Origin of the sequence: Mesorhizobium sp. INR15, assembly GCF_015500075.1 — a bacterium.
Lineage (GTDB): Bacteria > Pseudomonadota > Alphaproteobacteria > Rhizobiales > Rhizobiaceae > Mesorhizobium.
The window spans coordinates 4,969,110-4,993,621 of record NZ_CP045496.1 but is presented as its reverse complement, the minus strand read 5'-3'; the positions used below and the strand labels follow the sequence as shown (position 1 = coordinate 4,993,621).

The window sequence follows — 24,512 nt, the reverse complement described above, 5'->3', positions numbered from 1 at the left end:
AAGCGGCCTTTTCGATATCGGAAATTCGAGACGCTTAGCGCTTCGAGAACTGGAACGAACGACGGGCCTTCGCCTTGCCGTACTTCTTCCGCTCGACGACGCGGCTGTCGCGGGTCAGGAAGCCACCCTTCTTGAGCACGGCGCGCAGTGCCGGCTCGTAGTAGGTCAGCGCCTTGGAAATGCCGTGACGAACAGCACCGGCCTGGCCGGAGAGACCGCCGCCGATGACGGTGGCGATGATGTCGTACTGGCCCGAACGGTTGGCCGCGATGATCGGCTGGTTGAGGATCATCTGCAGGACCGGACGCGCGAAATAGGTCGCGAATTCCTTGTCGTTGACGACGATCTTGCCGGAACCCGGCTTCACCCAGACGCGGGCGATGGCGTTCTTGCGCTTGCCGGTGGCATAGGCGCGGCCCGACTTGTCGAGCTTCTGAACATAGACAGGCGCCGCGGCTTGCGTGTTGGTGTTGCCGGTGGCGGCGCCCAGTTCTGCGAGCGAGGAAAGCTCAGCCATCTTATGCGACCTTCTTGTTCTTGGCGTTCAGCTTGGCCACGTCGAGCACGACGGGCTGCTGGGCGACATGGGGATGCTCGGCGCCGGCGTAGACGCGGAGGTTCTTCATCTGGCGACGGCCGAGCGGGCCGCGCGGCACCATGCGCTCGACAGCCTTTTCGACGACGCGCTCGGGGAACCGTCCCTCAAGCAGCTGGCGCGCGGTGCGCTCCTTGATGCCGCCGGGGTGGCCGGTGTGCCAGTAATAGACCTTGTCAGTGAATTTCTTGCCGGTGAACACCACCTTGTCGGCATTGATCACGATGACGTTGTCGCCGTCGTCGACATGCGGGGTGAAGGTCGGCTTGTGCTTGCCGCGAAGATGATTGGCGATGACAGTGGCGAGACGGCCGACGACGAGACCCTCGGCGTCGATCAGGATCCACTTCTTCACCACATCCGCAGGCTTCTGCGAAAAGGTTGTCATGGTTTTCTGCTTTCGGTTCGGACCTTCACGAGTGAAGGCGTTTCTTGTTGCTTGGATTGACGAAAGGCACTCGCCCGCCGCCAATAACAAAACGGCGGCCTTTGCGGGCCGCTGCTTCGTGAGGGCTTATAGGCGAGGGGCGGGGCAGCGTCAAGGCGTTCGGAAAGTCTCATATCCAGAAATGAGTAGCAAAAACAATGAGATAGAAAAAAGGTATTATTTTACCACATCGACGGTTTGCTTCGGAGGGATCGAATAGGTGCCGGTGGCATGGGCGACCGTGTGACCTTCTGGGCCGGCGACAATGTCGATATCGAACACCATCAGGCTCTTTCCCAGCTTCAGGATGCGGCAATGGCCGTCGATCGGCCCGGCCTCGGCCTTGCGGACAAAGTTGATATCGAGATTGACGGTAACCGAAAGCGCATCCGGCCCGGCGTGAGACAGCACACAGACGAAGCCGCCAATATCAGCCAGGGTGAACAATGATGGGCCGGACACCGTGCCGCCGGGGCGCAGGTGCCGCTCGCCGGCATTGAGCCGCACCGTGCAGCCGCCGGGAAACACCTCGAGCGCCTCGTAGAAGGTGAACTGCTCGTTGAGTTGCGGATAGACGGTTGCCATCAGCGCGTTGACCTGCGCGGCGGTCATTACCGGCTTGAGATTGCTTTGAGCGGGCATGGCGATCTCCCTTGCGCTGCGCCTGTATGAACGTGGTCCAGCCCATCTTGCAACACCGCTGGAGCGGGCAATGGCATCAGCTTCATCAGTTGCTTGGGCCAGTTGTCGGTTTGAGGATGTTGGACGAAGCGCGATCGCATACTAGATTGTAGCCACCCATTCGATCCGGAATCGCGGAGAAACGACCCATGGCCGAAATCGTCGCCATTAAGCCGGCTGTCACCGAAGGTCCGGTCGCCGCAAGGCTGGAAAAGGGCGTCCTGCGCCTCACTCTATCCAATCCGCCCGCCAACGCCCTGTCTTTGACGGTGATGGCGGCGCTGACGGAGGAACTGGAGCGGGCGAAAGACGACAAATCCGTGCGCGTCATCGTGCTTTCCGCCGCCGGCAAGGTGTTCTGCGCCGGGCATGATCTGAAGGAAATGACCGCGCGCCGCGCCGATCCGGACCGGGGCAGGGCCTTCTTCGAGAAAACCTTCGCCGCTTGCGCCACCCTGATGCAGGCAATCGTGCGCCATCCCTTGCCTGTCATCGCCGAGGTCGACGGTCTCGCCACCGCAGCCGGGCTGCAACTGGTCGCCAGTTGCGACCTGGCTATCGCATCGCATGACGCGACCTTCTGCACGCCGGGCGTCAACATTGGCCTGTTCTGCTCGACGCCGATGGTGGCGCTGTCGCGCAACGTCTCGCGCAAGCACGCGATGGAGATGCTTTTGACCGGTGAGACCATCGACGCCGCGACAGCCAAGGAGTTCGGCCTCGTCAACCGCGTCGTGCCGCGCGAGTACCTGAATCAGATCGTCACCAAATATGCGCAAACCATTGCTTCCAAATCATCTTTGGTGGTGAAGGTCGGCAAGGAAGCGTTCTACGCGCAGGCCGAGATGGGGTTGGCCGATGCCTATGCCCATACCGGCCGCGTCATGGTCGAGAACATGCTGGCGCGTGATGCCGAAGAAGGCATCGGCGCCTTTATCGGCAAGCGCAAGCCGGAATGGACGGACGAATAGGCCATGGAGCCACGCATCTCCATCATAACCGTCGCCACCGATGATCTTGATCGCGCCGTGCGTTTCTACGAGGCGATGGGCCTGAAGCGTCATGCCGGGATCACCGATGGCGTAGCCTTCTTCCAGATGGGGGGTGCGATCCTCGGGCTCTTCCCGCGCGCCAGCGCCGAGGAGGATTCCGGCGTCACTTTCGCCGAGGCGCCGTCGGCGGTCTACCTCGCCTACAACACTCGTTCAGATGCTGAAGTCGACGAAGTCTTGGCGCAGGCCGAAAAGGCCGGCGGCCACATCGTCAAGCCGGCCGGCCGCGCCTTCTGGGGCGGCTGGTATGGCTATTTTGCCGACGCCGACGGGCATATCTGGGAAGTCGCGCACAATCCGGCTTTTCCGATAGCCGAAGACGGCACGATCTCGTTGCCGGGCTGATGGCCTATCGCAGGCAACTGACGCGGCTGAAGGCGCCGTACCTGAAGCGCATCCTGATCGAGCCCGAACGGGTTGGCGATTGGGAAAAATACCCGTGGAACCTGCCGCTATTTCGCGGCCACGAATTCCAGCTGGAATTCACCAACTCGATCACCATCATCGTCGGCGAGAACGGCACCGGCAAATCCACCTTGCTGGAGGCGATCGGCGCATTGGCTGGCTATGACGAAGCCGGCGGCGGCAAGGGATATATGCCGGTCGATCACTCAAGCGCCATCGACAAAAGCGGCGTGGCGTTGGCGGGCACATTGCGGGCGCACTGGCTGCCAAAGGTCACCGCCGGCTGGTTTTTCCGGGCCGAATCCTTCTATTCGGTGGCGCGTTATCTTGACCGAGCCGCACTCGAGGACCCCTTCAAGCCGCCGCCGCCGGATTTCCTGTCCTGGTCGCATGGCGAGGGCTTCATCCGCTTCTTCGAGGAGCGTTGCAGCAGACAAGGCATCTATATCCTCGACGAGCCTGAAAGCGCGCTGTCGCCCTCGCGCCAGATCGAACTCCTCAAGATGCTGCGGCGCATGGACCAGTCCGGCACCGCACAAGTGATCATGGCGACACACTCGCCGCTGCTGATGGCTTGCCCCGGCGCGCAATTGTTCCGCATCAGCCGCTTTGGCCTCGACCCGACCGATTTCGAGGACACCGATCATTTCCGCATGATGCGCGACTTCTGCACCGACCCTGAGTCCTTCATGGAAGAAGCGTTGAGGGAAGACGAGGCATGACAGGCGGCGATGATGATCTCAATTGGCGGGTTGAGCAGGCCTGTCGCGAGGGCTGGCCGGCGGCGACTGAGGTGATCGTCGATGGCTGGCTGCTGCGGCGGTCGGGTGGCAGGATCCGCCGTCCCAATTCGGTCAACCCGTTGCGCGGCAAACGGGCGGGGCCTGAAGAAACGCTTGCTTCCGCCGAGGCATTCTATGCGGGCCATGGCCAGGCGCCGTTGTTTCGGGTCCCTGATATCGCCAGCGAAATGGACGCAGTCCTCGATCGGCATGGCTATGCCATCGAGGGCGGCACGATCCACCTGGTCGCCGGCATCGATGCGTTCAAGGTATCACGCGACACACAGGTGACCGTCTCGCCGACGCCAGGCGAAAGCTGGTTCGAGGCTCGCTTTCGCATGGGGGCTTATGACGAGACCGACAGCCGAATCTTCCGCGAGATGACGACATTGATCGTTGGCGAAAAGGCATTCGTGTCTATGGAGATCGATGGCGCGATTGTCGCCGTGGCCTTTGGCGTCATCAGGGATGGCCTGCTTGTCCTGGAGTCGGTTGAAACCGATGGCCGTTTCAGGCAGCAAGGCTTGGGCCGCAGGACCGTCGGCAGCCTGATCGATTGGGCGCGGCAGGCCGGCGCCTCGGCGGCTTGCCTGCAGGTGGTCGCCGACAATTCGCCTGCCAGGGCGCTCTATGCTTCGCTTGGTTTCAACCGCGAACTCTACCGATATCATTACCGCAGGAAGGCAATCGCCACGTGAATCACGATACTTACGACAATGCCTACATTGGCGGCATCCTCAATTCGGTGAAGACCGTCGCCATGGTCGGTGCCTCGGCGAATGATGTGCGTCCGAGCTACTTCGTGCTGAAATATCTGCTGGCCAAGGGATTTTCGGTGTTCCCGATCAATCCAGGACAGGCCGGCAAGGAAATTCTTGGGCGCATGACCTATGCCAGCCTTGCCGAGGTGCCCGAGCCGATCGACATGGTCGACATCTTCCGTGCGCCGGCAGCTGTGTCGGGCATCGTCGACCAAGTCCTGGCGCTTGATCCTTCGCCGAAGGTGATCTGGATGCAGCTTGGCGTGCGCCATGACGAGGCGGCGGCGCGTGCTGAAGCGGCCGGCATCAAGGTGGTGATGAACCGTTGCCCCAAGATAGAATACGGCAAGCTGTCCGGCGAGATCGGCTGGACCGGCGTCAATTCCGGCGTCCTGTCGTCCAAGAAGCCGCTGATGCGGTCTGGTTTTCAAAGTTTCGGGGTTCGCCAGAAATAGACCTTGATCCCCAAAAGCGGGAACCGGTTTCCGGGCAGGATCGCGATCAATCAGCAAGACGCAAAATTATTGCGGGAAGAAATCAATTTTCTCCGGCGTTGATCGCAGATCGTTCGCCGAAAGGTATTTTCTTCTTTGCATTCGCGCTCAGGCTTCGCCAAGAATGCCCCGCGATTTCAGAAATTCAAATGGGAGGCTCTCAATGACCCGCACGCCCGGTTTCAACACGCTCGCTGTCCATGCTGGCGCCAAGCCCGACCCGGCCACCGGCGCGCGCGCCACGCCAATATACCAGACGACCTCCTTCGTTTTCGACGACGCCGACCATGCGGCCTCGCTTTTCGGCCTGAAAGCTTTCGGCAACATCTACACCCGCATCATGAACCCGACGCAGGCGGTGCTGGAAGAACGCATCGCCGCGCTTGAAGGCGGAACGGCGGCGCTCGCGGTCGCGTCCGGTCATGCTGCCCAGGTGCTGGTTTTCCACAATCTGATGCAGCCCGGTGACAATTTCGTTGCCGCCAACAAGCTTTACGGCGGTTCGATCAATCAGTTCGGCCATGCCTTCAAGAACTATGGCTGGGAGGTGCGTTGGGCGGATACCAACGACATCTCGACCTTCGAGAGCCAGATTGACGACAAGACCAAGGCCATCTTCATCGAAAGCCTTGCCAACCCGGGCGGCACCTTCGTCGACATCGAGAAGATCGGCGACATCGCGCGCAAGCACGGGCTGCCGCTGATCGTCGACAACACGCTGGCCTCGCCATACCTGATCCGGCCGATCGAGCACGGCGCCGACATTGTTGTCCATTCGCTGACCAAATTCATCGGCGGCCACGGCAATTCGATCGGCGGCGCCATCGTTGACGGCGGTACCTTCGACTGGTCGAAGTCGGGCAAGTACCCGATGCTGTCGGAGCCACGGCCGGAATATGGCGGCCTCGTGCTGCACGAAACCTTTGGCAATTTCGCCTTTGCCATTGCCGCGCGCGTGCTCGGTCTGCGCGACCTCGGCCCGGCAATCTCGCCGTTCAATGCCTTCCTCATCCTGACCGGCCTCGAAACCTTGCCGCTGCGCATGCAACGCCATTGCGACAACGCGGTGACTGTCGCTGCCTGGTTGTCCAACCACCCGAAGGTCGCTTCGGTGAACTACCCCGGCCTGCCAAGCGATAAGAACAATGCGCTGCAGAAGAAATACTCGCCGCAAGGCGCCGGCGCCGTGTTCACCTTCGCTTTGAAGGGCGGCTATGATGCCGGCGTCAAATTCGTCGAGGCGCTCGAATTGTTCTCGCACCTTGCCAATGTCGGCGACACAAAATCGCTGGTCATCCACCCGGCTTCGACCACGCATCGCCAGCTTTCCGATGAGCAGAAGGTCAAGGCTGGTGCCGGGCCGGACACGGTGCGCCTCTCCATCGGCATCGAGGATGTCAACGACATCGTCGCCGATCTGGAACAGGCGCTCGGCAAGGTCTGATTGAAATGGCCGAGCAGAAGTTTCTTGCCGTCGGCGTCGACAGTGTCGATGCCGAACTCGGCGCTCCGGCGTCGGGTCGCCTGATCTCGGGCGATCCGAAATTCCGCACCTGGAACGTCGAGGAGCAAGATGGCGGGCTCTACGCCGGCATCTGGGAATCGACGCCTGGAAAATGGCGCATCGAATATGACGAATGGGAGTTCTGCCACATCCTCCTGGGCGTCTCGGTGATCGCAGAGGACGGCGGCGAAGCCCGCACGGTCAGGGCTGGTGACAGCTTTGTCTTGAGGCCGGGCTTCAAAGGCAGCTGGGAAGTGCTTGAAACGACTCGCAAGGAGTATGTGATCAAGCTCTGATCTTACTTCGAAGGAAACGCCGCGAGGCAGGCGTCCGAAGCCTTGTCGTGCGCGGGCAGCAGATTGGCGTCCCGCGCATCGACATCCGCATCTGAAATCTCGTCGCGATAGTATCGCGTCAGAAGATCCAGCCCTTCCTGGCTGACCCCGTAGGTGGGGACTTCGCGGGCGAGGCAACCGCAAAGACTGAGCGCCCGATCCGGCGAGCCAACCTTGTGGTTGGTCAGGATAAAATCCTGCTTCGGGCAGGCCGCGATGAAGCCGTCGAAATTCAACTTCTGCTGCGGCTGGTCACCATGACTGAAATAGGCTGGCGGCCATTGGCTTTTGCCGCTGGCGACATCGCAACCGGTGCCGACGTCCTCGGCATTCTTGGCCGTGACCTGCCAGGCTTTTTCCTTGTCACCAGTAGGGTATTTGAAGTTTTCGCCAATCGATGTCGTGTACATGTCGAGATCGGCCTGTGCGAAGCTGATCGCCTGAAACCGGTTCAACTGGCACTGGCACTCGCTTACAACCCGTTCGGCTTCGCCTTCGGCAGGCTGCTCGTTGGCTTTGGCTTTCTGGCAGGCCGTGAGGAAGGCGGCGCCGTCGAGTGAAGTGGCAGGGAAGGTCGTGGCATCGACATAACGTTTTCCATCCCAGCCAATTGTCATTGTGTCGGATTGGATGTCGAGAAAGCCGTTTCGCTTGAAGGCGCTGAGCCCGATCTTGTCCTGTGGCACCAACCGGACGCCCGGAATGCCGCCAAGAACTTCCTGATAGCTATCGCCTTCAAGGACGAAGAGGAAGTTGCCGCAATTGATACCGTCGCAGCCCGGCGCATATCGATAGGCGAAAATCTCGGGAAAACCATCAAGGTTGAGGTCCACCTCCACTGCAAAGGATGCCAGTGGCAGGCCGTTCGATCCGGTCTGCCGCTGCAGCAGGCCGATGGCCATATTCCTGGCGATGGCCATGCTGTTTTCCCACGGAATGTTCTCCGGCTGCTGCGCGGACGCACTCTGGACGTTGGCGATCAGCAGCGTCAGGGCGAGTGCGATCGCCTGTGTCGAAATGAGTTTCATATCGCAGCCCCAGGCCCGTGATCGTCACAAATCGACAGCGAGCGTTTCCAGCCCATGGAAGTGACAAGTGTCGCGGAAGCAGGGCTGTTCGGCAAGATGGAGCCTTGGTTGCCGGCCGAACAAAATTTCGAAACACACCCGTAGTCAAGCCGGGCGAGCGGCGGCGTGCCTGTGACGGCTCGTAAGCAGCATGCGATCAAGCCGCGGGCGCCCGCTCCGGATCAGAGGGTGCGGACTGGGCCGATCCGCGCAGGCCCTTGAACGCATGATGGGCGCGATCGGCCAGAGAGGCGAACAAGCCTTGCGCCGTACGCGTTCCGAGAACCGACTGCATGGTGACGGCCTGCGTGGAAAACCTGTGCTTGAAGGACTCCGTGCCACAGAGAAAGTCCACTTCTCGCAGGCCTTGGTCGATGGACCATTGTATGTAGTCCATCAGCAGTACAGTACCCGGCGATGCCCGGCTGAAGTCGGGATCGTAGGTGGTAACAAATGCCATCATCTTGTTGCGCTGAACAAAATTGATGGAGACAGCGACCATGGCGCCGTTGCATTCGAGCACGAAAATACGCAGCACGCCGACGCGCGCGAGCACATCCACCAGTGCCGCGAGCACTTGCTCGCCTTCAATGAACAGGTTGGATTCACGCGTGTGCCGCACCAGCCACATGCGTTTCAGGGCCGAGAGCCGCTCCAACAGTGGCGGCAGGGGCTCGTCTGGCGAAACCAGACGAAATTTCACCCCTCCGGTTTCTTGCAGCGCACTGATGCCGCGCCGGTAGTTTTGGCGCATCTTCTTGTTCAGGCTTGCCAGCCATGCCGCGCCGCTCGCCCATTCTCCGGCCACGCGATAGCTGATTTCTTCCCGGTGGTAAGGGCGAAGCTTCATGCCGCCGGCGGCTCCCGGAGCGAAGATCTTGCGCGCCGCCGCGTCCGGCAACAAGCGTCTGAGAAAGGCGACATCGAACCCTTTCGCCGTGCTGAGCTGAACCCAGAGGCTCCGCAGGGACGAGAGGGAGCATTCCGGGGCGATCAGAATGTCTCCATAGTCGGTATGGTCGGCGGCCGCCCATTCGAGAACGCGTAGCCCTTTGCGTTTGCCTATCGCCAGAGGGACGACGGCTACAAGCCTGTCGTCGTTCCAGATCAGGCCGATCCGCAGCGCGCGGCTGTCACGATCCTGAATGGCACCCCACCATGCCGATATCCAGGCGTGACTCTGAAAGATCAGTCCGTCCGCCTCATGCCAGAGACTGGTCCATTCGGCTTCGATCGCGGCCAGGCGGTCAGATGAACTGACAATCTCCAGGCGCTCCGCGTTAACGGCGTCAATCGAAGCAATCTTGTTCATGGCAGCAGACTATCCTGTGTTTGCACAGCTTTGCTGGTGCGCTTGCGGAACCGTCGCACGATATGCCCTGACATTTTCTTAAGCGGCAGAATATAGAGGCCAAAAAGCGACTGGTAGTCGCGCACATCGCGGTCCAGCAAGCCAAATTTCAGTTCTTCATTGGGATCTGGAATGAACTGCGTTCCAAAAATTCGGTCCCAGAACGAAAAAAGCAGGCCGAAATTCTTGTCATAGTGACGTGGATTGGTGCTGTGGTGCACTTGGTGCCAATGCGGACACAAGATGATGCTGTTGAGCCGGCCAAAGGAAATCTTGAAGTGCGTGTGGCGAACAAAATCCATCATCAGGATGTTGCGCACTATATAGACGTTGACGCCAAAAATGGTGACCTCTACCGGATCGAGCGCAATCAGACTCCAGATGCCGAAGCAAATCCCGGGTATGACGCCATCCCACATACGGTTCATCAACTCGTCGAGCGGATGAACTCGATCCTTGGTGATCCCAACCATCACTTCGGCCGAATGATGCACCTTGTGCAGTTCCCAAAGGAACGGAAAACGGTGTTGGGCGACATGATAGAGATAGTAGGAAATATCGTAAGCGATCAGCATCGTTACGGTGAAGATGACGATCACGACCGGTCCGGCCGGACCATCGATCAGCGGTGACTGGATGCCGAACAGGCCGCCGATAAGCTTGTTTGTTCCATAGCCGACGGCTGCAACGAAAGTGACGCCGGCGGGAATGAGCAGGAAGGGCATCATCAGTTTTTTGGTGATCCAGAACAGCGCGTCCGCTCGCGCCGACGGGTGCAAAATGACCTCCGTGGGAAAGGCGAAGTCAAAAAAGTCCCTGAAAGATTTGTGCTCGACGGTACGCCAGTAGGCGATCAAGGCGCTGCCCAGCGCCATGAAAAAGATAAGGCCGGGCACAACCAGATTGACGCTCGCGAGCTTATCCGAAATTTTCTCGAGAAAGTCGTAAAACATCAGTGCGTCGGCTCCGGGGTGGTGTTGCGGCAATGAGCTTGATTCAAGCACAGATTGGCCAAGCCTGCCGCGCGCGCATGCAACCTGACAGCCATGTAAGCCAGGCAGGAATACGCATACTGCATTCCCTACCAGCCTAATAGGTCGACCTTAGCAAAACCGTAAGATATCAGAAAGAATACGGTCGGTTTGCAGGCCGATTTTCAGATCGGACATTTGCGCCGGCAAACGCTGCTTGGCTCAGAAGCCAGCTCGAAGCGCTTCCAGCCCATGGAAATGATAAGTGTCGCGGAAGCGGGGCTGTTCAGCCAGATGGATCTGGGGGTGCCGCTCGAACAAGGTTTTCAGCGACACCTGCAATTCGAGCCGGGCAAGCGGCGCGCCGATACAAAAATGGATGCCGGCGCCGAATGACACGTTCTTCTGGTCCGCGCGGCCTGGCCTGAAGGCGAAGGGATCGGCAAAGGCAACCGGATCATGATTGGCCATGCCAAGCAGCAAGCCGACGGTCTGGCCGGGCCGCACGACGATGCCGGGGGCGATTTCGATATCCTGATAGGCATAACGGGTGAACATGTGCAGCGGAGCATCGAAGCGCAGGCATTCCTCGACGGTTGCCGCGGTCTCTTCCTGTGAGCCGAAGAAGCGGCGCGGGTCGCCGCCTTGCTCAAGGATAGAGCGTACGGCATTGCCGGTTTGATGCACGGTCGCCTCGTGGCCGGCATTGAGCAGCAGGATCGCCGACGAGACCAGTTCGTCCTCCGACAGTTTCTGGCCGTCTTCCTGGGCTGAGATCAGCAGCGACAGCAGGTCGTCGCCTGGCTTCTTGCGCCGTTCGGCAACGTATCCGCGCAAAAAGTCCGAGAAATCCCGTGCCGCCTGATTGGCGCTCTTTTCCGTCTCACGGGTGCGGCCATGCATATACATGGCAACCATCTGATGCGACCAATCCAGCAGTTGCGGCCCCATCTCGACCGGCACGCCGAGCATTTCGGCGATGATGGTGATCGGTAGCGGCGCCGCGAAGGCTGGCAGGAGATTAACCGCTTTGCCCGGCTCGAAACGGTCGATCAGCTCGTTGGCGAGGGCTTCGACACGTGGGCGCAATCGCTCGACCTGACGCGAGACAAAGGCGCGGTTGACCAGCGTTCTCAGCCGCGTGTGGACCGGCGGCTCCAGTTCCAGCATGGAATTGGCCTCGATGCCGTCGAAGGCGCTGAGATGGCCGCGGTCCTGTCCGATGCCGCGGCTGTCCGGAATGCCGGCCGGGTTCTGGCGACCGAGGCGGCGGTCGCGCAGCAGCCGGTTGACGTCATCGAAGCCGCCAAAGCACCAGAAGCCGAAATCTTCCCAGAAGAATGCATTCGACAGGCCGTGCAGCACGGCATACGCCTCGTAGGGATTCTGGAAGAAAGCCGGCTCGTGCGGGTCAAGTCGCAGGTGGCGAGTGGCTGGATCAAAGGCGAGGTAGGCTGGTGTCGATTTGCTCATGCCAGACCCTTAGCGCGCCTTGCCTGTCCGGTACCAGACCGTATGTTGCCCAGGCAAAACCAATGGATTGAGCCAGCTAGCGCGGCTGGGGAAAGACTGATCGCATGAATGTAATCGTTGTCGGCGCCGGTATCGCAGGGCTCTCGACCGCATGGTCGCTGGTCAAGGCCGGTCACAGCGTTTCCATCGTCGAACAGGGCCCGATCCCCAATCCGCTCGCCGCGTCAGGAGACCATCACCGCATCATCCGTCGCGCTTACCGAGCCGGAACGGGTTATGGCCGGCTGATCACCGAAGCCTATGATGCCTGGGACGAGATGTGGGCAGACCTCGGCGAGAGCCATCTCGACCCGCGCGGATTCGTCTGCATTTCGCGCGAGCCGGGGGATGAGGCCGAGGAATACCGCGAAGGTATGGAAGAGGGCGGCTATCCGCTCGAATTGCTTGATCCGGATGCCGCCGTCAAACGCTGGCCTTTCCTGCAGCCCGGGTCGTTCCGCTATGCCTATTTTTCGCCGGATGGCGGTGCACTGCATTGCAGGAAGATAGCGGCCGGCCTGGCGAAATGGCTGCGCGCCAATGGCGCCAATGTCTATGAACATAGCAAGGTCACGGCGATCGACACCGAGGCCGGTCACATCCTGCTCGAAACCGGCGAGACGATGCAAGCCGACCGTATTGTAGTCGCTGCCGGCGCCTGGGTGCTGAAACTGTTCCCGGATCTCGACGGCGAGTTGAAGACATACCGAACGGCACTTGCCTATGTCGAGCCGCCGGCGGACCTGAAGGCGACTTGGGAGGCTGCTCCCGTCGTCCTCGATGTCGGCGGTGCGGCCGACGGCTATGCGATCCCGCCGTCCGGTGGCGCCGGCATGAAATTCGGCTCGGGCTTGCACAGGGTGCCGACCAGCGACGCCGACTGGAACCGTCAGCCGGTGGCGGGCGAGGGCGAGGCAATCCGCAACCTGTTCTCGCCGCCGATTGCCCGCATCGACGAATACAAGGTCACCGAAGTGGTCACCTGCGCCTACACCTTCACCGCCGATGAGAAGTTCATGGCCTCCGAGCGCGGCAAATGTCTGATCGTCTCCGCTTGCTCCGGCCATGGCTACAAGTTCGGCGCCGCGGTCGGCAGGCGTGTTGCCGCCACTGTCGGCGACGGCGATGTTGCCGGGTTGAAGGCATGGCTGCGCGCTGAAGTTGCTTGAACTGGGCGCGGCGCAACCGGTCATGCACGCGCATCGGCCGGTTTCCTTCTAAGCCCAATTGCATCCCTTGAATCTCGTCCCTTCTGGAAGTATACACTGTATACATCCAGAAGGGAGCGACGATGAATTCGGGCCAACGCATCCTCGAATGCGCGCTGAATGAACTGGTCCGCGTCGGCGCCGCGGATTTCAGCTTGCGCGCTGTCGCCGTCGCTGCCGGCATCACGCCGATGGCCATCTATCGCCACTACCGCAACCGGGAAGAGCTACTGTTTGCCGTGGGTGAAGCAGCCTTCTCGGCCTGGTTGCGGCGTGTCGAAGCCATCAATGAGAGCGAGGATGTGGATTGGCTGCGCCAGGCAGGGCAAGCCTATATCGAGTTCGCGCTCGACGACCCGGCCCGGTTTGACGCGTGCTTTGTCATGCAGACCCGGGTGGAAAGGCTCTACCCCGCGGATTTTGAAGCAGGGCTTTCGCCTGTCATCTCCATTGTGACGAGGCGCATCGCTGCAGCGCAGGCGCAAGGCAATCTGGCCGCCGGCAATCCGCTGGAACTCGCCCTATTTTACTGGGCACAGCTTCACGGGCTCGCTTTGCTGCATCGCTCCGGCCGTTTCGCCATGCAACGCGACGCCTTTCTGGCGCTCGCATCCCGTTCTTTTGACCAAATCCTGAAAAGCTTGAAGGCTGGCGGATATGCGCCAGAAAACAGAACATGACAGAAAAAGACCGCCTCTGGCTCGGTGTCCTCGCAGCCTTGATGACGGGAGTGCTCTTTTGGGCTTCGCGCGATACCAGCCCATTTGGCCCTCTTGTCTTGATCGCACCCATCCCATGGTTGGTCTACGCCTTGCCGGCACGCAGCGTCTGGGTGGTTGCGGTACTTTCGTTCGTAGCCGGCACCGTCGGCCGGCTTGGACTGATCCTCACCTATATCTCGGTCATTCCGCTGGCGGCGCTATTGCTCTGGGTTGTATTCCTGCCCCTGTCGTTCATGGCGGTTGTGCTGCTCACACGCTGGCTCTATCGGCCTGACGCACCATGGCTGGCTCTGCTGGCCTATCCCGTCTTCTCGACGGCAAGCGAATTCCTGTTCAACCTTGCCTCGCCGCATGGCATTTTTGGATCGCTCGGCTATGCCTTGACCGATTTTCTGCCGCTCATGCAGGCGGCGAGCGTTGGTGGTGTGGCCGCGTTGACCTTCATCGGTTCGCTCATTCCGATGGCCGCCGCATTGTTCATCATCGCGCCTCGCTCGTGGAAGTCCACTGCGCTTCTGGCTGGACTGCCTTTGCTCGCTGCCGTGGTCTTTGGCGCCACGAGGCTGATGCATGGCTACGACCGAGAAATGGTTGTGGCCTTGGCCGCGATCGATGCCACGCAAAACGATGATGTCAGGGACGAAGCAACGGCGGTGCAAAATGCACAGGCCTATGCGGCATTGATCGACGGGTTCGCCGACAAGAAGCCTGACTTTGTCGTCCTGCCTGAGAAAAGTGTGATCCGGAAACCCGGCTGGCGCGATGCTGGCGCGTCCGTGCGGGAAGCCGCTGAGCGAAATGGCATGTCCGTTGTCTCGGGCCTCAACGAAACGCTGGCGGATGGACAACATGCCAATGTTGCAGAGCTTTATCGCCCGGCACAGCCGCCGCGGCGCTATCTCAAACGCAAGCTGATACCTGGCCTCGAATGGGAATTTATCACCGGCGCCGATAGTCTCGTCGCCGGGAACATTGGCGTTGCCATCTGCAAGGACATGGATTTCCCTGCGCTTATCAGAGACTACGGCCGCCAGGGCGTTGAATTGCTGCTGGTCCCGGCATGGGATTTTCGCGCCGATGCCCGGCTGCATTCGCGCATGGCCGTCATGCGCGGGGTGGAGAACGGCTTTGCTGTTGCCCGGGCAGGGGCGAATGGAATGCTCACGGTCAGCGACGCCTATGGCCGGATCCTTGCCGAACAGCCGACTTCGTCGGACCGCGCCGTGGTCATGAACGCCACGGTCGGATTGCAGGCAGGCAGAACGCTGTATTCCCGGATTGGCGATGCTTTTGGCTGGCTCACCGTTGTCGGCGCGACGCTCCTGATCGTCAGCCGGTTTCGATTTCTCTCGACAAAGCGTGTCGACGGCAGGAGTCCCCAACCGAGTTGAAAAACCCGTCGGCGTCTACCATTGGTGCCCTCAAGCGGGGCACCAATGCTTATCAAGGCGTTTTGACCCCTATCAGCCGCAATGCCTGGGAATATGCACCTGTCGCCAGCCGGATGATCCCTCGGAGACCAGCACACGCCGCGCGACCGTCTGGTAGGAGGCGGGCACGTTGATGATGCGCCGCTGCTCCGGTTGCACCAGAACTTCCTCGGCGACCTTGTCATATTGCGCCGGGGTGACGATGCGGCGTGTGCGCTCCGGCTGTATCACCACCGTCTCGGCGACGCGTTCGTAGCTTGCCTTCTGCCAGATCTTGCACAGCACCTTGCGGCCATGGATGACGCGCCATTCCCAGGAATAGCCGCCGCCATCGATCCTCACCGTATGATAGACGGTGCGGGTGATGGCTGGCACCACGTCATAGGTCACCTGGGCCGGCACGGTCATCACCACGCGTTCGCGCGTTCCATAGATGGCGGGAACATAGTCGACCTGATGGCCCGCCGGGCTGACCAGCACGTTTTCGTAGACCGTGTCGTAGACGGCGGGTGTGTTGACCGGTTCGTAGCACTCGACGGCGCGGTCGCCTGCCGAGGTCTGGGAAACCGAACCGAGCACAATCAGTCCGGTGGTGACGAAGGACGCGGTTTTCCTGAACATGGCACTCCCCCTGTTGACGGCATAATGAGTGTTCAACGTTGGATTGTAGGGGACGGGGCGTCGGGGGGAAGCAGATTCGCCGCATTTCGTTAAGCGATGCGGTTAAGAAATTCCTACACGGCGGCGGCCACGTCCGGCGTGGGGAGCGGCATCGCTCGGAGGCCTTGTGCGTAACCCTGATTCGACTTAACCGAATGGCTAGGAGGGTCGGCCTTGCGCAAGGGTGAGCCGGCATCCTATTTACATCGCAACGATCCAGAACCGATTCTGCCCGAATTGCTCCCATCGCCCGGCGCCGGAATCCCACCTTCAAAAAGGGATAGTCCATGAAGAACCCCGTCGAAACCTACATGAACCTCGTTCCGATGGTGGTCGAACAGACCAATCGCGGTGAGCGGGCCTACGACATTTTCTCGCGGCTCTTGAAAGAGCGCATCATTTTCATCACCGGCCCGGTCGAGGATGGCATGGCGACGCTGGTCTGCGCGCAGCTCCTGTTCCTCGAGGCGGAGAATCCGAAAAAGGAAATCAACCTCTACATCAACTCGCCAGGCGGCGTGGTCACATCAGGCATGGCGATCTACGACACCATGCAGTTCATCAAGCCGGCGGTGTCGACGCTGTGCATCGGCCAGGCTGCTTCGATGGGGTCGCTGCTGTTGACCGCTGGCCACAAGGACATGCGCTTCGCCACGCCAAACGCCCGCATCATGGTTCACCAGCCCTCCGGCGGCTTCCAGGGCCAGGCTTCCGACATCGAGCGCCACGCCATGGATATCGTCAAGCTGAAGCGCCGCCTCAACGAGGTCTATGTCAAGCACACCGGCAAGACCTACGAGGAAATCGAAAAGACCCTCGACCGCGACCATTTCATGACCGCCGACGAAGCCAAGGATTTCGGCCTCATCGACAAGGTGATTTCGTCGCGCGAGCCGGCCGAAGGCGCTGTGGCATAAAGGCCTGTTGGCGGTTGGATGGCGGGATCACGCGCTTTTGGCGCTGCTTGCGGCATTTCGGCCACAATTGGCTGTTCCCTCGGCGGATAGGATTGCCTACGTTAAGGCTATGTTGAGTTTCGGCGGCTTAGCTTTATGCGGGGTCGTCGCGAATCATTGCCACGTTTTCTGATTTGTGTTTCGTACGGAATGCGTTGCGGGAGCCGGGACACTGGCGGCGGCGGATTCCCGCGATAGATAGAATATGCGCCCTTTCAGCCAGACCATCGGCGGGCGGCCATGAAAGGACATGAAAATGAGCAAGGTCGGCAACAACAGCGGTGATTCCAAGAACACGCTTTATTGCTCGTTTTGCGGCAAAAGCCAGCACGAGGTGCGCAAGCTGATCGCCGGTCCAACGGTGTTCATCTGCGACGAATGCGTCGAGCTGTGCATGGACATCATCCGCGAGGAGAACAAGACCTCGATGGTGAAGTCGCGCGAAGGCGTGCCGACACCGCAGGAGATCCTCAAGGTTCTCGACGATTACGTCATCGGCCAGCCCTACGCCAAGCGCGTGCTGTCGGTGGCCGTGCACAATCACTACAAACGCCTGGCGCATGCCGGCAAGAACAACGACGTCGAATTGGCGAAGTCCAACATCCTGCTGATCGGCCCGACCGGTTGCGGCAAGACGCTGCTTGCGCAGACGCTGGCCCGCATCATCGACGTGCCTTTCACCATGGCCGATGCCACGACGCTCACCGAAGCCGGCTATGTCGGCGAGGACGTCGAAAACATCATCCTGAAGCTTCTGCAGTCGGCCGACTACAATGTCGAACGCGCCCAGCGCGGCATCGTCTATATCGACGAAATCGACAAGATTTCGCGCAAGTCCGACAATCCCTCGATCACCCGCGACGTGTCGGGCGAGGGCGTGCAGCAGGCGCTGCTGAAGATCATGGAAGGCACGGTTGCCTCCGTGCCGCCGCAGGGTGGCCGCAAGCATCCGCAGCAGGAATTCCTGCAGGTCGACACCGCCAACATCCTGTTCATCTGCGGCGGCGCCTTCGCTGGCCTGGACAAGATCATCTCGGATCGCGGCAGAAAGACCTCGATCGGTTTCGGCGCCATCGTTGCTTCACCTGAGGATCGCCGTACCGGCGATGTGTTCCGGCTTGTCGAGCCGGAAGATTTGCTGAAATTCGGTCTCATTCCCGAATTCGTCGGCCGCTTGCCGGTCCTGGCGACCTTGGAAGACCTTGACGAGCCGGCGCTGATCCAGATCCTGACCGAGCCGAAGAACGCTCTGGTCAAGCAGTACCAGCGGCTGTTCGAGATGGAGAATGTCGACCTGACGTTCCACGAGAACGCATTGTCGGCGATCGCCAAGCGCGCCATCGAACGCAAGACCGGCGCGCGCGGCCTGCGCTCGATCATGGAAGCGATCCTGCTCGACACGATGTTCGAACTGCCGGCGCTCGAAGGTGTGCGCGAAGTGGTGATTTCGGAGGAAGTGGTGACCGGCAGTGCCCGGCCGCTCTACATCTATTCCGAGCAGAAGGAAAAGAAGGGCAATGTCAGCGCCTGACATGAGCCCGCAGCAGAATTATGAAACGGCGCCGCAAGGCGCCGTTTTGCTGTGGCGTCCCCTTTCGCTGTGGCGAATCTGCCTCGTCGAGACAAGTTGGAGGGGCGGATTTGTACTCGCCTCTTGATCTTTGTGGATCGTGCATCCAACTAACCAAAGAAGGCCGAGGTGCCCGGTTTCTGTGCTGTAAAACTCCCGTCACAAACGGTGGTAGGCGGAACGATCCCCGGTCGTTAATATAAGATTCGCGGTTGGCCGATTGGTGGCCGCGATATGAAAGGTTCGACAATGGCCAAAGTATCCAAGGCTCCCAGCGACGGTGTCTTCGCGGTCCTCCCGCTGCGTGACATCGTGGTGTTCCCACACATGATCGTCCCGCTCTTCGTCGGGCGTGAAAAGTCGATCAAGGCGCTGGAAGAGGTGATGGGGCAGGAAAAGCAGATCCTGCTTGCCACCCAGATGAATGCCGCCGACGACGATCCCGAGCCCGGTGCGATCTTCGACATCGGCACGCTCGCCAATGTGCTGCAGTTGCTGAAGCTGCCAGACGGCACCGTAAAGGTGCTGGTCGAAGGCGCTTCGCGTGCGAAAATCGTGTCGTTCACCGACCGTCCTGACTTCCACGAGGCCCACGCTGCGGCGCTGGCCGAGCCGGAAGAGGAGGAAGTCGAGGTCGAGGCGCTGGCCCGTTCCGTCGTCACCGACTTCGAGAACTACGTCAAGCTGAACAAGAAGATCTCTCCCGAGGTGGTCGGTGCGGCCAGCCAGATCGACGACTACTCCAAGCTCGCCGACACGGTTGCCTCGCATCTCGCCATCAAGATCCCCGAGAAGCAGGAAATGCTGGCCACGCTCTCCGTCAAGGAGCGGCTGGAGAAGGCTATGGGCTTCATGGAAGCCGAAATCTCCGTCCTGCAGGTGGAGAAGCGCATCCGCTCGCGCGTCAAGCGCCAGATGGAGAAGACGCAGCGCGAGTACTACCTCAACGAGCAGATGAAGGCGATCCAGAAGGAGCTCGGCGAAGGCGAGGACGGCCGCGACGAGGCCGCCGAGATCGAGGCACGCATCAAGAAGACCAAGCTCTCCAAGGAGGCCCGCGAAAAGGCGGAAGCCGAGTTGAAGAAGCTGCGGACGATGTCGCCGATGTCGGCGGAATCGACCGTTGTGCGCAACTATCTCGACTGGATCCTGTCTATTCCGTGGGGCAAGAACTCCAAGGTCAAGCAGGACCTGGCTTACGCGCAGAACGTACTCGATACCGACCATTTCGGTCTCGATAAGGTCAAGGAGCGCATCGTCGAATATCTCGCCGTGCAAAGCCGTCAGAAGAAGCTGAAGGGTCCGATCCTGTGCCTCGTTGGACCTCCCGGCGTCGGCAAGACCTCGCTCGGCAAGTCGATCGCCAAGGCGACTGGACGTGAGTTCATCCGCATGGCGCTGGGCGGCGTGCGCGACGAAGCCGAGATTCGCGGCCACCGCCGCACCTATATCGGCTCGATGCCCGGCAAGGTCATCCAGTCGATGAAGAAGGCGAAAAAGTCCAACCCGCTCTTCCTGCTCGATGAGATCGACAAGATGGGTCAGGATTTCCGTGGCGATCCGTCATCGGCGCTGCTCGAGGTGCTCGATCCGGAACAGAACTCGACGTTCATGGATCACTATCTCGAGGTCGAATACGATCTGTCGAGCGTGATGTTCGTGACGACGGCGAATACGCTGAACATCCCCGCGCCCTTGATGGACCGCATGGAAATCATCCGTATCGCTGGCTACACCGAGGACGAGAAGATCGAAATCGCCAAGCGGCATTTGATGCCGAAGGTGATCCGCGATCACGCGCTGCAGCCGAAGGAGTTTTCCGTCGGCGAGGACGCTATCCGCGCCATCGTCCAGACCTACACCCGTGAAGCGGGTGTCAGGAGCCTGGAGCGCGAGCTGATGAAGCTTGGGCGCAAGGCGGTGACCGAGATCCTGAAGACGAAGAAGAAGACGGTGAACATTACGGCGGCGAACCTCGCCGACTATCTCGGTGTTCAGCGCTATCGCTTCGGTCAGGTCGAGACTGACGATCAGGTCGGTGTCGTTACCGGTCTTGCTTGGACGGAAGTCGGCGGCGAGCTGCTGACGGTCGAAGGCGTCATGATGCCCGGCAAAGGCCGCATGACGGTGACCGGCAATCTGCGCGACGTGATGAAGGAATCGATTTCGGCGGCGGCTTCCTATGTCCGCTCGCGCGCCATCGATTTCGGCATCGAGCCGCCGCTGTTCGACAAGCGGGACATTCACGTGCACCTGCCTGAGGGCGCTACGCCGAAGGATGGCCCATCTGCTGGCGCCGCCATGGCTACGGCTATCGTGTCGGTTCTGACGGGTATACCGGTCCGTGCCGATGTGGCGATGACTGGCGAGATAACGCTTCGCGGCCGCATCTTGCCGATCGGTGGCCTGAAGGAGAAGCTGCTTGCCGCACTGCGCGGCGGCATCAAGAAGGTGCTGATCCCGGAAGACAACGCCAAGGACCTGGCGGAAATTCCGGATAACGTGAAGAACGGCATGGAAATCATTCCGGTCTCGCGGGTTGGTGAAGTGTTGCGCCACGCACTGGTGCGCATGCCTGAGCCGATTGAATGGGTCGAACCTGCTAATCCTCCGGCTTCCACGGACATCGCCGATGACGCTGGCAAGTCACTTTCGCATTAGTATTTTCTAATAGTGCAATGCACAAAGAGAGAGCCGGGCTTCGCGCCCGGCTTTTTCATGTGAAAAACCCCGGATTTCCGGGCTTTTTTCGCTTTTTTCTAAGCTTTTCGACTTGGTTGACGGAACGCTTCTTTCTAAAGTCCGTTTCCTGCCGGATGAGTCGTTGAGTTCCGGTTTTCTCATGGAAGGGAATTTTTATGAACAAGAACGAACTGGTGTCCGCTGTCGCCGACGCCGCGAGCATTTCGAAGGGTGACGCGCAGTCGGCTGTGGATGCGGTATTTTCCGTCATCACCGGCGAACTGAAAAAGGGCGGCGATGTCCGGCTTGTCGGCTTCGGAAATTTCAGCGTTTCAAAGCGTGCGGCATCGACTGGCCGCAACCCGCAGACCGGTGCGGAAGTGAAGATCCCGGCCCGCACCGTGCCGAAGTTCTCGGCTGGCAAGGGCCTCAAGGACGCGGTCAACTAAGACCAGTTCCTTTCAGAGACCAGAAAAGCCGGGCTTGCCCGGCTTTTCTTTTGCACATTTTTCAGCTGCTCCGGATCAGGCCGTCGGCGCATCAGCGCGCATCAGCCCTTCCGTCTTCAGGTCGGCCCAGAGCGCTGCGGGCAGGTTGGTGTCGAGCAGCGACCGGTTGCTTTCCACCTCGCCTGGCCGCTGGCCACCGGGGATCACCGAGACGACCGAGGGATGCAGCAGTGGAAACTGCAGGGCGGCCTCGATCAACCGCACGCCATGGCGTGCGCAGACCGCCTCGATGCGTGCGACGCGGTCGAGGATTTCCTTGGGGGCTTCGGAATAGTTGTAGTATGCCCCTGGCTTCGGCCCGCTGGCTAGGATCCCGGAATTGTAGGGGCCGCCGAGAGTGATGCCGATGCCACGTGCCTGGCAGAGCGGCAGGAAGGTAGCAAGCGCCTCCTGTTCCAGCAACGTATAGCGGCCGGCAAGCAGGAACAGATCGAAATCGCCGCGCTCGGCGAGGGTCTGGGCAACCTGCCATTCGTTGATGCCACCGCCAAAAGCCTTGATGACGCCCTGATCGCGCAGCGCCAGAAGCCCGTAGTAACCGGAGCGCATGAATTCCTCGATGCGCTGGTCGGAGGCCTCCTTGCTGCCATGGGTGAAGATGTCGACGTCATGCACGTAGAGGATATCGATGCGGTCGACGCCAAGGCGCTCCAGCGAGGCTTCAAAGGAGCGCATGACGCCATCATAGCTGTAGTCGAAAACCTCCTGCCGTGACGGCGTGTCGAAGAACTTGCCGATGCCTGTGCGCTGATCCGGCGCGCAGGCGCGCATGAGGCGACCGACCTTGCTCGACAGCACATACTCATCGCGCTGCTTGGACCTCAGGAACGGGTTGAGCCGTGTCTCGGACAGGCCAAGGCCGTAGAGCGGCGCGGTGTCGAAGTAACGGCAGCCGGTCCGCCATGCGGCCTCCAGGGTGGCATTGGCGTCCTCGTCTGAAAGAGCACGGTAAAGATTGCCGAGTGGCGCGGTGCCGAAGCCGAGCTCGGTAAAGGTGATGCCACCATTGCCGATGCGGTCGAAATGCCGTGTCTTCATGTCCTGCTGTTTCCTGGCTGATTTGTCTGACATGACACTATCATGCCCGTGGCCCTGCAAAAGCACCGCGGAGCGTTGGACACGGATTTTCACGGTGGTAGCATGAACGAAATCAAGCTGTTCGTGAAACCACGAGCGACAATCTCCGGAAGAGTTCGAGGCTGTTTTGCGCGCGAGCAATACCGACGACAACCTGTTTACGATCGCTCTGGGTGAGCTTGGTTCCGTCCTGGCCGGAATAGACGACGGCGGCATCGATGCCGCCTGTGCCATGCTGGCCGGCGCGAAGCAGATCGTAGCCTATGGCTGCGGCCGTGAGGCCTTGCAGGTCAAGGGTTTCGCCATGCGTCTCTACCATCTTGGCCTGCCGGTCTCGATGGTCGGCGACATGACAACGCCGCCGCTGGGACCCGGCGACGTCTTCCTGGTCAGTTCCGGCCCGGGTGAAACCTCGACCGTGCTGACCCTGATGCAGGTCGCGCGCGACGCTGGCGCCGCGAGCCTCCTGCTGACTGCCCAAGCTGGGGCCAGTGCGGCAAGACTCGCTGATTTCACGCTGCTCATTCCAGCGCAGACCATGGCCGACGATCAGGGTTCGCAGCGGACTTCCGTATTGCCTATGGGTTCGGTGTTCGAAGGCGCATTGTTCCTGCTCTTCGAGGTGATGGTGCTGAAGCTCAAGTCCCTGACCGGAGCCTCGCCCGAAGCCATGCGCGCCCGTCACACCAACATGGAATAGACGCCCATGCGCTACGAACTCATGCTGCCGCACCAGATTCGCAAGGCGATCGCTGAGAACTGGCCGATCGTCCTGCCGCTCGGCGTGCTGGAATACCATGGCGAGCACATGGCTGTCGGCATGGATACGCTGGCCGTCATCAAGACGCTGGAGCTGTTCGAGAAGGAGAGGGACATCGTCATCCTTCCATCCTTCTACTACGGCGCGGCAAGCTACGCGGTGGCGGCGCCGGAAGGCAGTGGCTCAGTGCAGGTTGGCGGCCATGCGCTGGCACCTTTCGCGGAGGAACTTTTCTATGGCCTGCTGCGCATCGGCTTTCGCAACATCCACGCCATCATCCACCACCAGACCGAGAATTTCGCGGCCGGCATGCCGACCGATCTCGCCTTCAAGACCGCCGGCCGGCAAGCGATCTTCCGCTTTCTCGAAAAGGAACGCGGCGAAGGCTGGTGGGGCTCGGAGGCGATGGCTGGCTACTACGCCGAACATGCGGAAGGCGGCAATTTCTTCAACTGGGTGCAGGTCCACCCGCTGATGCCGGCGCAGATGAACGGTAAATACCCGTTCGACCATGCGGGGATCGGTGAAACGTCGCTGATGCTGGCGCTGTGTCCCGATGCCGTGGACGCCGCGCATTTCAGTGACAACAAGAGCTGGTACACGGCAAGCGCCAAGGATGCGTCAGCCGAACTCGGGCAAACGGGCGTCGCCATGATCATGGACCATCTGCGCACCATCCTGACGCGCTAGGCTCTATTCTTCTGCCGCTCCGCCCGATACTCGGCCATGCTCTTGTCCGGGTCGCTCTTCGTTGCCACGGCCCAGATGAAGGTGCCGCCGCCGGCAATGGCGAGGATGACGAACAGCGCGATCCCGAGGGCAAAGAGGCTGGTGTAGAGCCCGATAAACAGCATGGACAGACCGCCGCTGATCATGGCGGCAATGAAGCCGGCGATCACCGCCCGGCCTTCCCAACTGATCGGCATCACGCCCTTGCCATAGCGGTCATAGCCCTGGTGGCCGACGCGAATGTTGCGTGCGAACCAGTATCTGGCGGCCAT

Annotated in this window: 26 protein-coding genes and 1 pseudogene; 17 read left to right on the top strand and 10 right to left on the bottom strand. The window is 60.5% G+C overall.

The genetic code is table 11. The features are described 5' to 3' along the window. Nucleotides 1–34: 34 nt before the first annotated feature. From rpsI to GA829_RS24385, 3 genes are all read right to left on the bottom strand, one after another. Nucleotides 35–517, bottom strand: coding sequence for a 30S ribosomal protein S9 (gene rpsI, locus GA829_RS24395; RefSeq protein ID WP_195175148.1), 483 nt, complete (start codon nucleotides 515–517; stop codon nucleotides 35–37). 1 nt (nucleotide 518) lies between these two features. After that, complete coding sequence (gene rplM, locus GA829_RS24390; protein WP_013532205.1) at nucleotides 519–983, bottom strand: 50S ribosomal protein L13; 465 nt, start codon at nucleotides 981–983, stop codon at nucleotides 519–521. 216 nt (nucleotides 984–1,199) lie between these two features. Next, nucleotides 1,200–1,664: a PaaI family thioesterase gene (locus GA829_RS24385; RefSeq protein ID WP_195175147.1), complete on the bottom strand. Its 465-nt coding sequence runs from the start codon at nucleotides 1,662–1,664 to the stop codon at nucleotides 1,200–1,202. A 188-nt stretch (nucleotides 1,665–1,852) separates the two neighbouring features. Here GA829_RS24385 and GA829_RS24380 point away from each other — a divergent pair, with 188 nt between their 5' ends. The 7 genes from GA829_RS24380 to GA829_RS24350 all read left to right on the top strand — a co-directional run bounded on the left by GA829_RS24380 (nucleotide 1,853) and on the right by GA829_RS24350 (nucleotide 6,997). Further along, nucleotides 1,853–2,674 (top strand): enoyl-CoA hydratase, encoded by an 822-nt coding sequence (locus GA829_RS24380; RefSeq protein ID WP_195175146.1) that lies wholly within the window; start codon nucleotides 1,853–1,855, stop codon nucleotides 2,672–2,674. A 3-nt stretch (nucleotides 2,675–2,677) separates the two neighbouring features. After that, a complete protein-coding gene (locus GA829_RS24375; protein ID WP_195175145.1) occupies nucleotides 2,678–3,100 on the top strand; it encodes a VOC family protein in 423 nt (140 codons plus the stop codon). After that, complete coding sequence (locus tag GA829_RS24370; RefSeq protein WP_195175144.1) at nucleotides 3,100–3,882, top strand: AAA family ATPase; 783 nt, start codon at nucleotides 3,100–3,102, stop codon at nucleotides 3,880–3,882. Before GA829_RS24375 ends, GA829_RS24370 begins: the two co-directional genes overlap by 1 nt. Next, nucleotides 3,879–4,640, top strand: a complete 762-nt coding sequence (locus GA829_RS24365) for a GNAT family N-acetyltransferase (protein ID WP_195175143.1) — start codon at nucleotides 3,879–3,881, stop codon at nucleotides 4,638–4,640. Before GA829_RS24370 ends, GA829_RS24365 begins: the two co-directional genes overlap by 4 nt. Further along, complete coding sequence (locus GA829_RS24360; RefSeq protein ID WP_195175142.1) at nucleotides 4,637–5,158, top strand: CoA-binding protein; 522 nt, start codon at nucleotides 4,637–4,639, stop codon at nucleotides 5,156–5,158. The genes GA829_RS24365 and GA829_RS24360 overlap by 4 nt, the downstream gene beginning before the upstream one ends. 202 nt (nucleotides 5,159–5,360) lie before the next feature. Continuing rightward, entirely contained in the window at nucleotides 5,361–6,641 is a 1,281-nt protein-coding gene (locus tag GA829_RS24355) for an O-acetylhomoserine aminocarboxypropyltransferase (RefSeq protein ID WP_195175141.1), read from the top strand. Between the two features lie 5 nt (nucleotides 6,642–6,646). Next, nucleotides 6,647–6,997, top strand: a complete 351-nt coding sequence (locus GA829_RS24350; RefSeq protein ID WP_195175140.1) for a cupin domain-containing protein — start codon at nucleotides 6,647–6,649, stop codon at nucleotides 6,995–6,997. A gap of 2 nt (nucleotides 6,998–6,999) precedes the next feature. Here GA829_RS24350 and GA829_RS24345 read toward each other — a convergent pair whose 3' ends face one another. From GA829_RS24345 to GA829_RS24330, 4 genes are all read right to left on the bottom strand, one after another. Next, nucleotides 7,000–8,064 (bottom strand): hypothetical protein, encoded by a 1,065-nt coding sequence (locus tag GA829_RS24345; RefSeq protein WP_258051890.1) that lies wholly within the window; start codon nucleotides 8,062–8,064, stop codon nucleotides 7,000–7,002. A 196-nt stretch (nucleotides 8,065–8,260) separates the two neighbouring features. After that, entirely contained in the window at nucleotides 8,261–9,415 is a 1,155-nt protein-coding gene (locus GA829_RS24340) for a GNAT family N-acetyltransferase (RefSeq protein ID WP_195175139.1), read from the bottom strand. After that, entirely contained in the window at nucleotides 9,412–10,407 is a 996-nt protein-coding gene (locus tag GA829_RS24335; RefSeq protein ID WP_195175138.1) for a sterol desaturase family protein, read from the bottom strand. Before GA829_RS24335 ends, GA829_RS24340 begins: the two co-directional genes overlap by 4 nt. A gap of 240 nt (nucleotides 10,408–10,647) precedes the next feature. Further along, complete coding sequence (locus GA829_RS24330; protein WP_195175137.1) at nucleotides 10,648–11,898, bottom strand: cytochrome P450; 1,251 nt, start codon at nucleotides 11,896–11,898, stop codon at nucleotides 10,648–10,650. A 104-nt stretch (nucleotides 11,899–12,002) separates the two neighbouring features. On the opposite strand from GA829_RS24330, the gene GA829_RS24325 reads away from it, so the two are divergent. The 4 genes and pseudogenes from GA829_RS24325 (at nucleotide 12,003) to GA829_RS24315 (ending at nucleotide 15,258) form a co-directional block, all read left to right on the top strand. Then, complete coding sequence (locus tag GA829_RS24325; RefSeq protein WP_195175136.1) at nucleotides 12,003–13,106, top strand: NAD(P)/FAD-dependent oxidoreductase; 1,104 nt, start codon at nucleotides 12,003–12,005, stop codon at nucleotides 13,104–13,106. A 122-nt stretch (nucleotides 13,107–13,228) separates the two neighbouring features. Next, a pseudogene (locus tag GA829_RS37610) lies at nucleotides 13,229–13,327 on the top strand (hypothetical protein); the annotation flags it as partial. Between the two features lie 9 nt (nucleotides 13,328–13,336). Then, complete coding sequence (locus GA829_RS24320; RefSeq protein ID WP_258051888.1) at nucleotides 13,337–13,825, top strand: TetR-like C-terminal domain-containing protein; 489 nt, start codon at nucleotides 13,337–13,339, stop codon at nucleotides 13,823–13,825. A gap of 98 nt (nucleotides 13,826–13,923) precedes the next feature. Then, nucleotides 13,924–15,258, top strand: coding sequence for a nitrilase-related carbon-nitrogen hydrolase (locus GA829_RS24315; RefSeq protein WP_195175134.1), 1,335 nt, complete (start codon nucleotides 13,924–13,926; stop codon nucleotides 15,256–15,258). A gap of 72 nt (nucleotides 15,259–15,330) precedes the next feature. Here the strand turns inward: GA829_RS24315 and GA829_RS24310 are convergent, their stop codons facing one another. After that, complete coding sequence (locus tag GA829_RS24310; RefSeq protein WP_195175133.1) at nucleotides 15,331–15,918, bottom strand: hypothetical protein; 588 nt, start codon at nucleotides 15,916–15,918, stop codon at nucleotides 15,331–15,333. Nucleotides 15,919–16,244: 326 nt separating this feature from the next. On the opposite strand from GA829_RS24310, the gene GA829_RS24305 reads away from it, so the two are divergent. The 4 genes from GA829_RS24305 (at nucleotide 16,245) to hupB (ending at nucleotide 21,614) form a co-directional block, all read left to right on the top strand. After that, nucleotides 16,245–16,874 (top strand): ATP-dependent Clp protease proteolytic subunit, encoded by a 630-nt coding sequence (locus tag GA829_RS24305; protein ID WP_195175132.1) that lies wholly within the window; start codon nucleotides 16,245–16,247, stop codon nucleotides 16,872–16,874. Nucleotides 16,875–17,169: 295 nt separating this feature from the next. After that, the gene (gene clpX / locus GA829_RS24300; protein WP_023759839.1) at nucleotides 17,170–18,444 is read left to right on the top strand and encodes an ATP-dependent Clp protease ATP-binding subunit ClpX; all 1,275 of its coding nucleotides are present in this window, start codon (nucleotides 17,170–17,172) and stop codon (nucleotides 18,442–18,444) included. Nucleotides 18,445–18,732: 288 nt separating this feature from the next. After that, nucleotides 18,733–21,144: an endopeptidase La gene (lon, locus tag GA829_RS24295; RefSeq protein ID WP_195175131.1), complete on the top strand. Its 2,412-nt coding sequence runs from the start codon at nucleotides 18,733–18,735 to the stop codon at nucleotides 21,142–21,144. 197 nt (nucleotides 21,145–21,341) lie between these two features. Continuing rightward, nucleotides 21,342–21,614: a DNA-binding protein HupB gene (gene hupB / locus GA829_RS24290; protein ID WP_127268007.1), complete on the top strand. Its 273-nt coding sequence runs from the start codon at nucleotides 21,342–21,344 to the stop codon at nucleotides 21,612–21,614. Nucleotides 21,615–21,689: 75 nt separating this feature from the next. Here hupB and GA829_RS24285 read toward each other — a convergent pair whose 3' ends face one another. Further along, nucleotides 21,690–22,712 carry an aldo/keto reductase gene (locus tag GA829_RS24285; protein ID WP_195179793.1) on the bottom strand — a complete coding sequence of 341 codons (1,023 nt, stop codon included), beginning with the start codon at nucleotides 22,710–22,712 and terminating at the stop codon, nucleotides 21,690–21,692. 166 nt (nucleotides 22,713–22,878) lie between these two features. On the opposite strand from GA829_RS24285, the gene GA829_RS24280 reads away from it, so the two are divergent. Both GA829_RS24280 and GA829_RS24275 read left to right on the top strand, forming a co-directional pair. After that, the gene (locus GA829_RS24280) at nucleotides 22,879–23,451 is read left to right on the top strand and encodes an SIS domain-containing protein (protein ID WP_195175130.1); all 573 of its coding nucleotides are present in this window, start codon (nucleotides 22,879–22,881) and stop codon (nucleotides 23,449–23,451) included. A gap of 6 nt (nucleotides 23,452–23,457) precedes the next feature. After that, nucleotides 23,458–24,201: a creatininase family protein gene (locus tag GA829_RS24275; protein ID WP_195175129.1), complete on the top strand. Its 744-nt coding sequence runs from the start codon at nucleotides 23,458–23,460 to the stop codon at nucleotides 24,199–24,201. Here the strand turns inward: GA829_RS24275 and GA829_RS24270 are convergent. After that, complete coding sequence (locus GA829_RS24270; protein WP_195175128.1) at nucleotides 24,198–24,512, bottom strand: hypothetical protein; 315 nt, start codon at nucleotides 24,510–24,512, stop codon at nucleotides 24,198–24,200. The two genes, GA829_RS24275 and GA829_RS24270, sit on opposite strands and share 4 nt — an antisense overlap.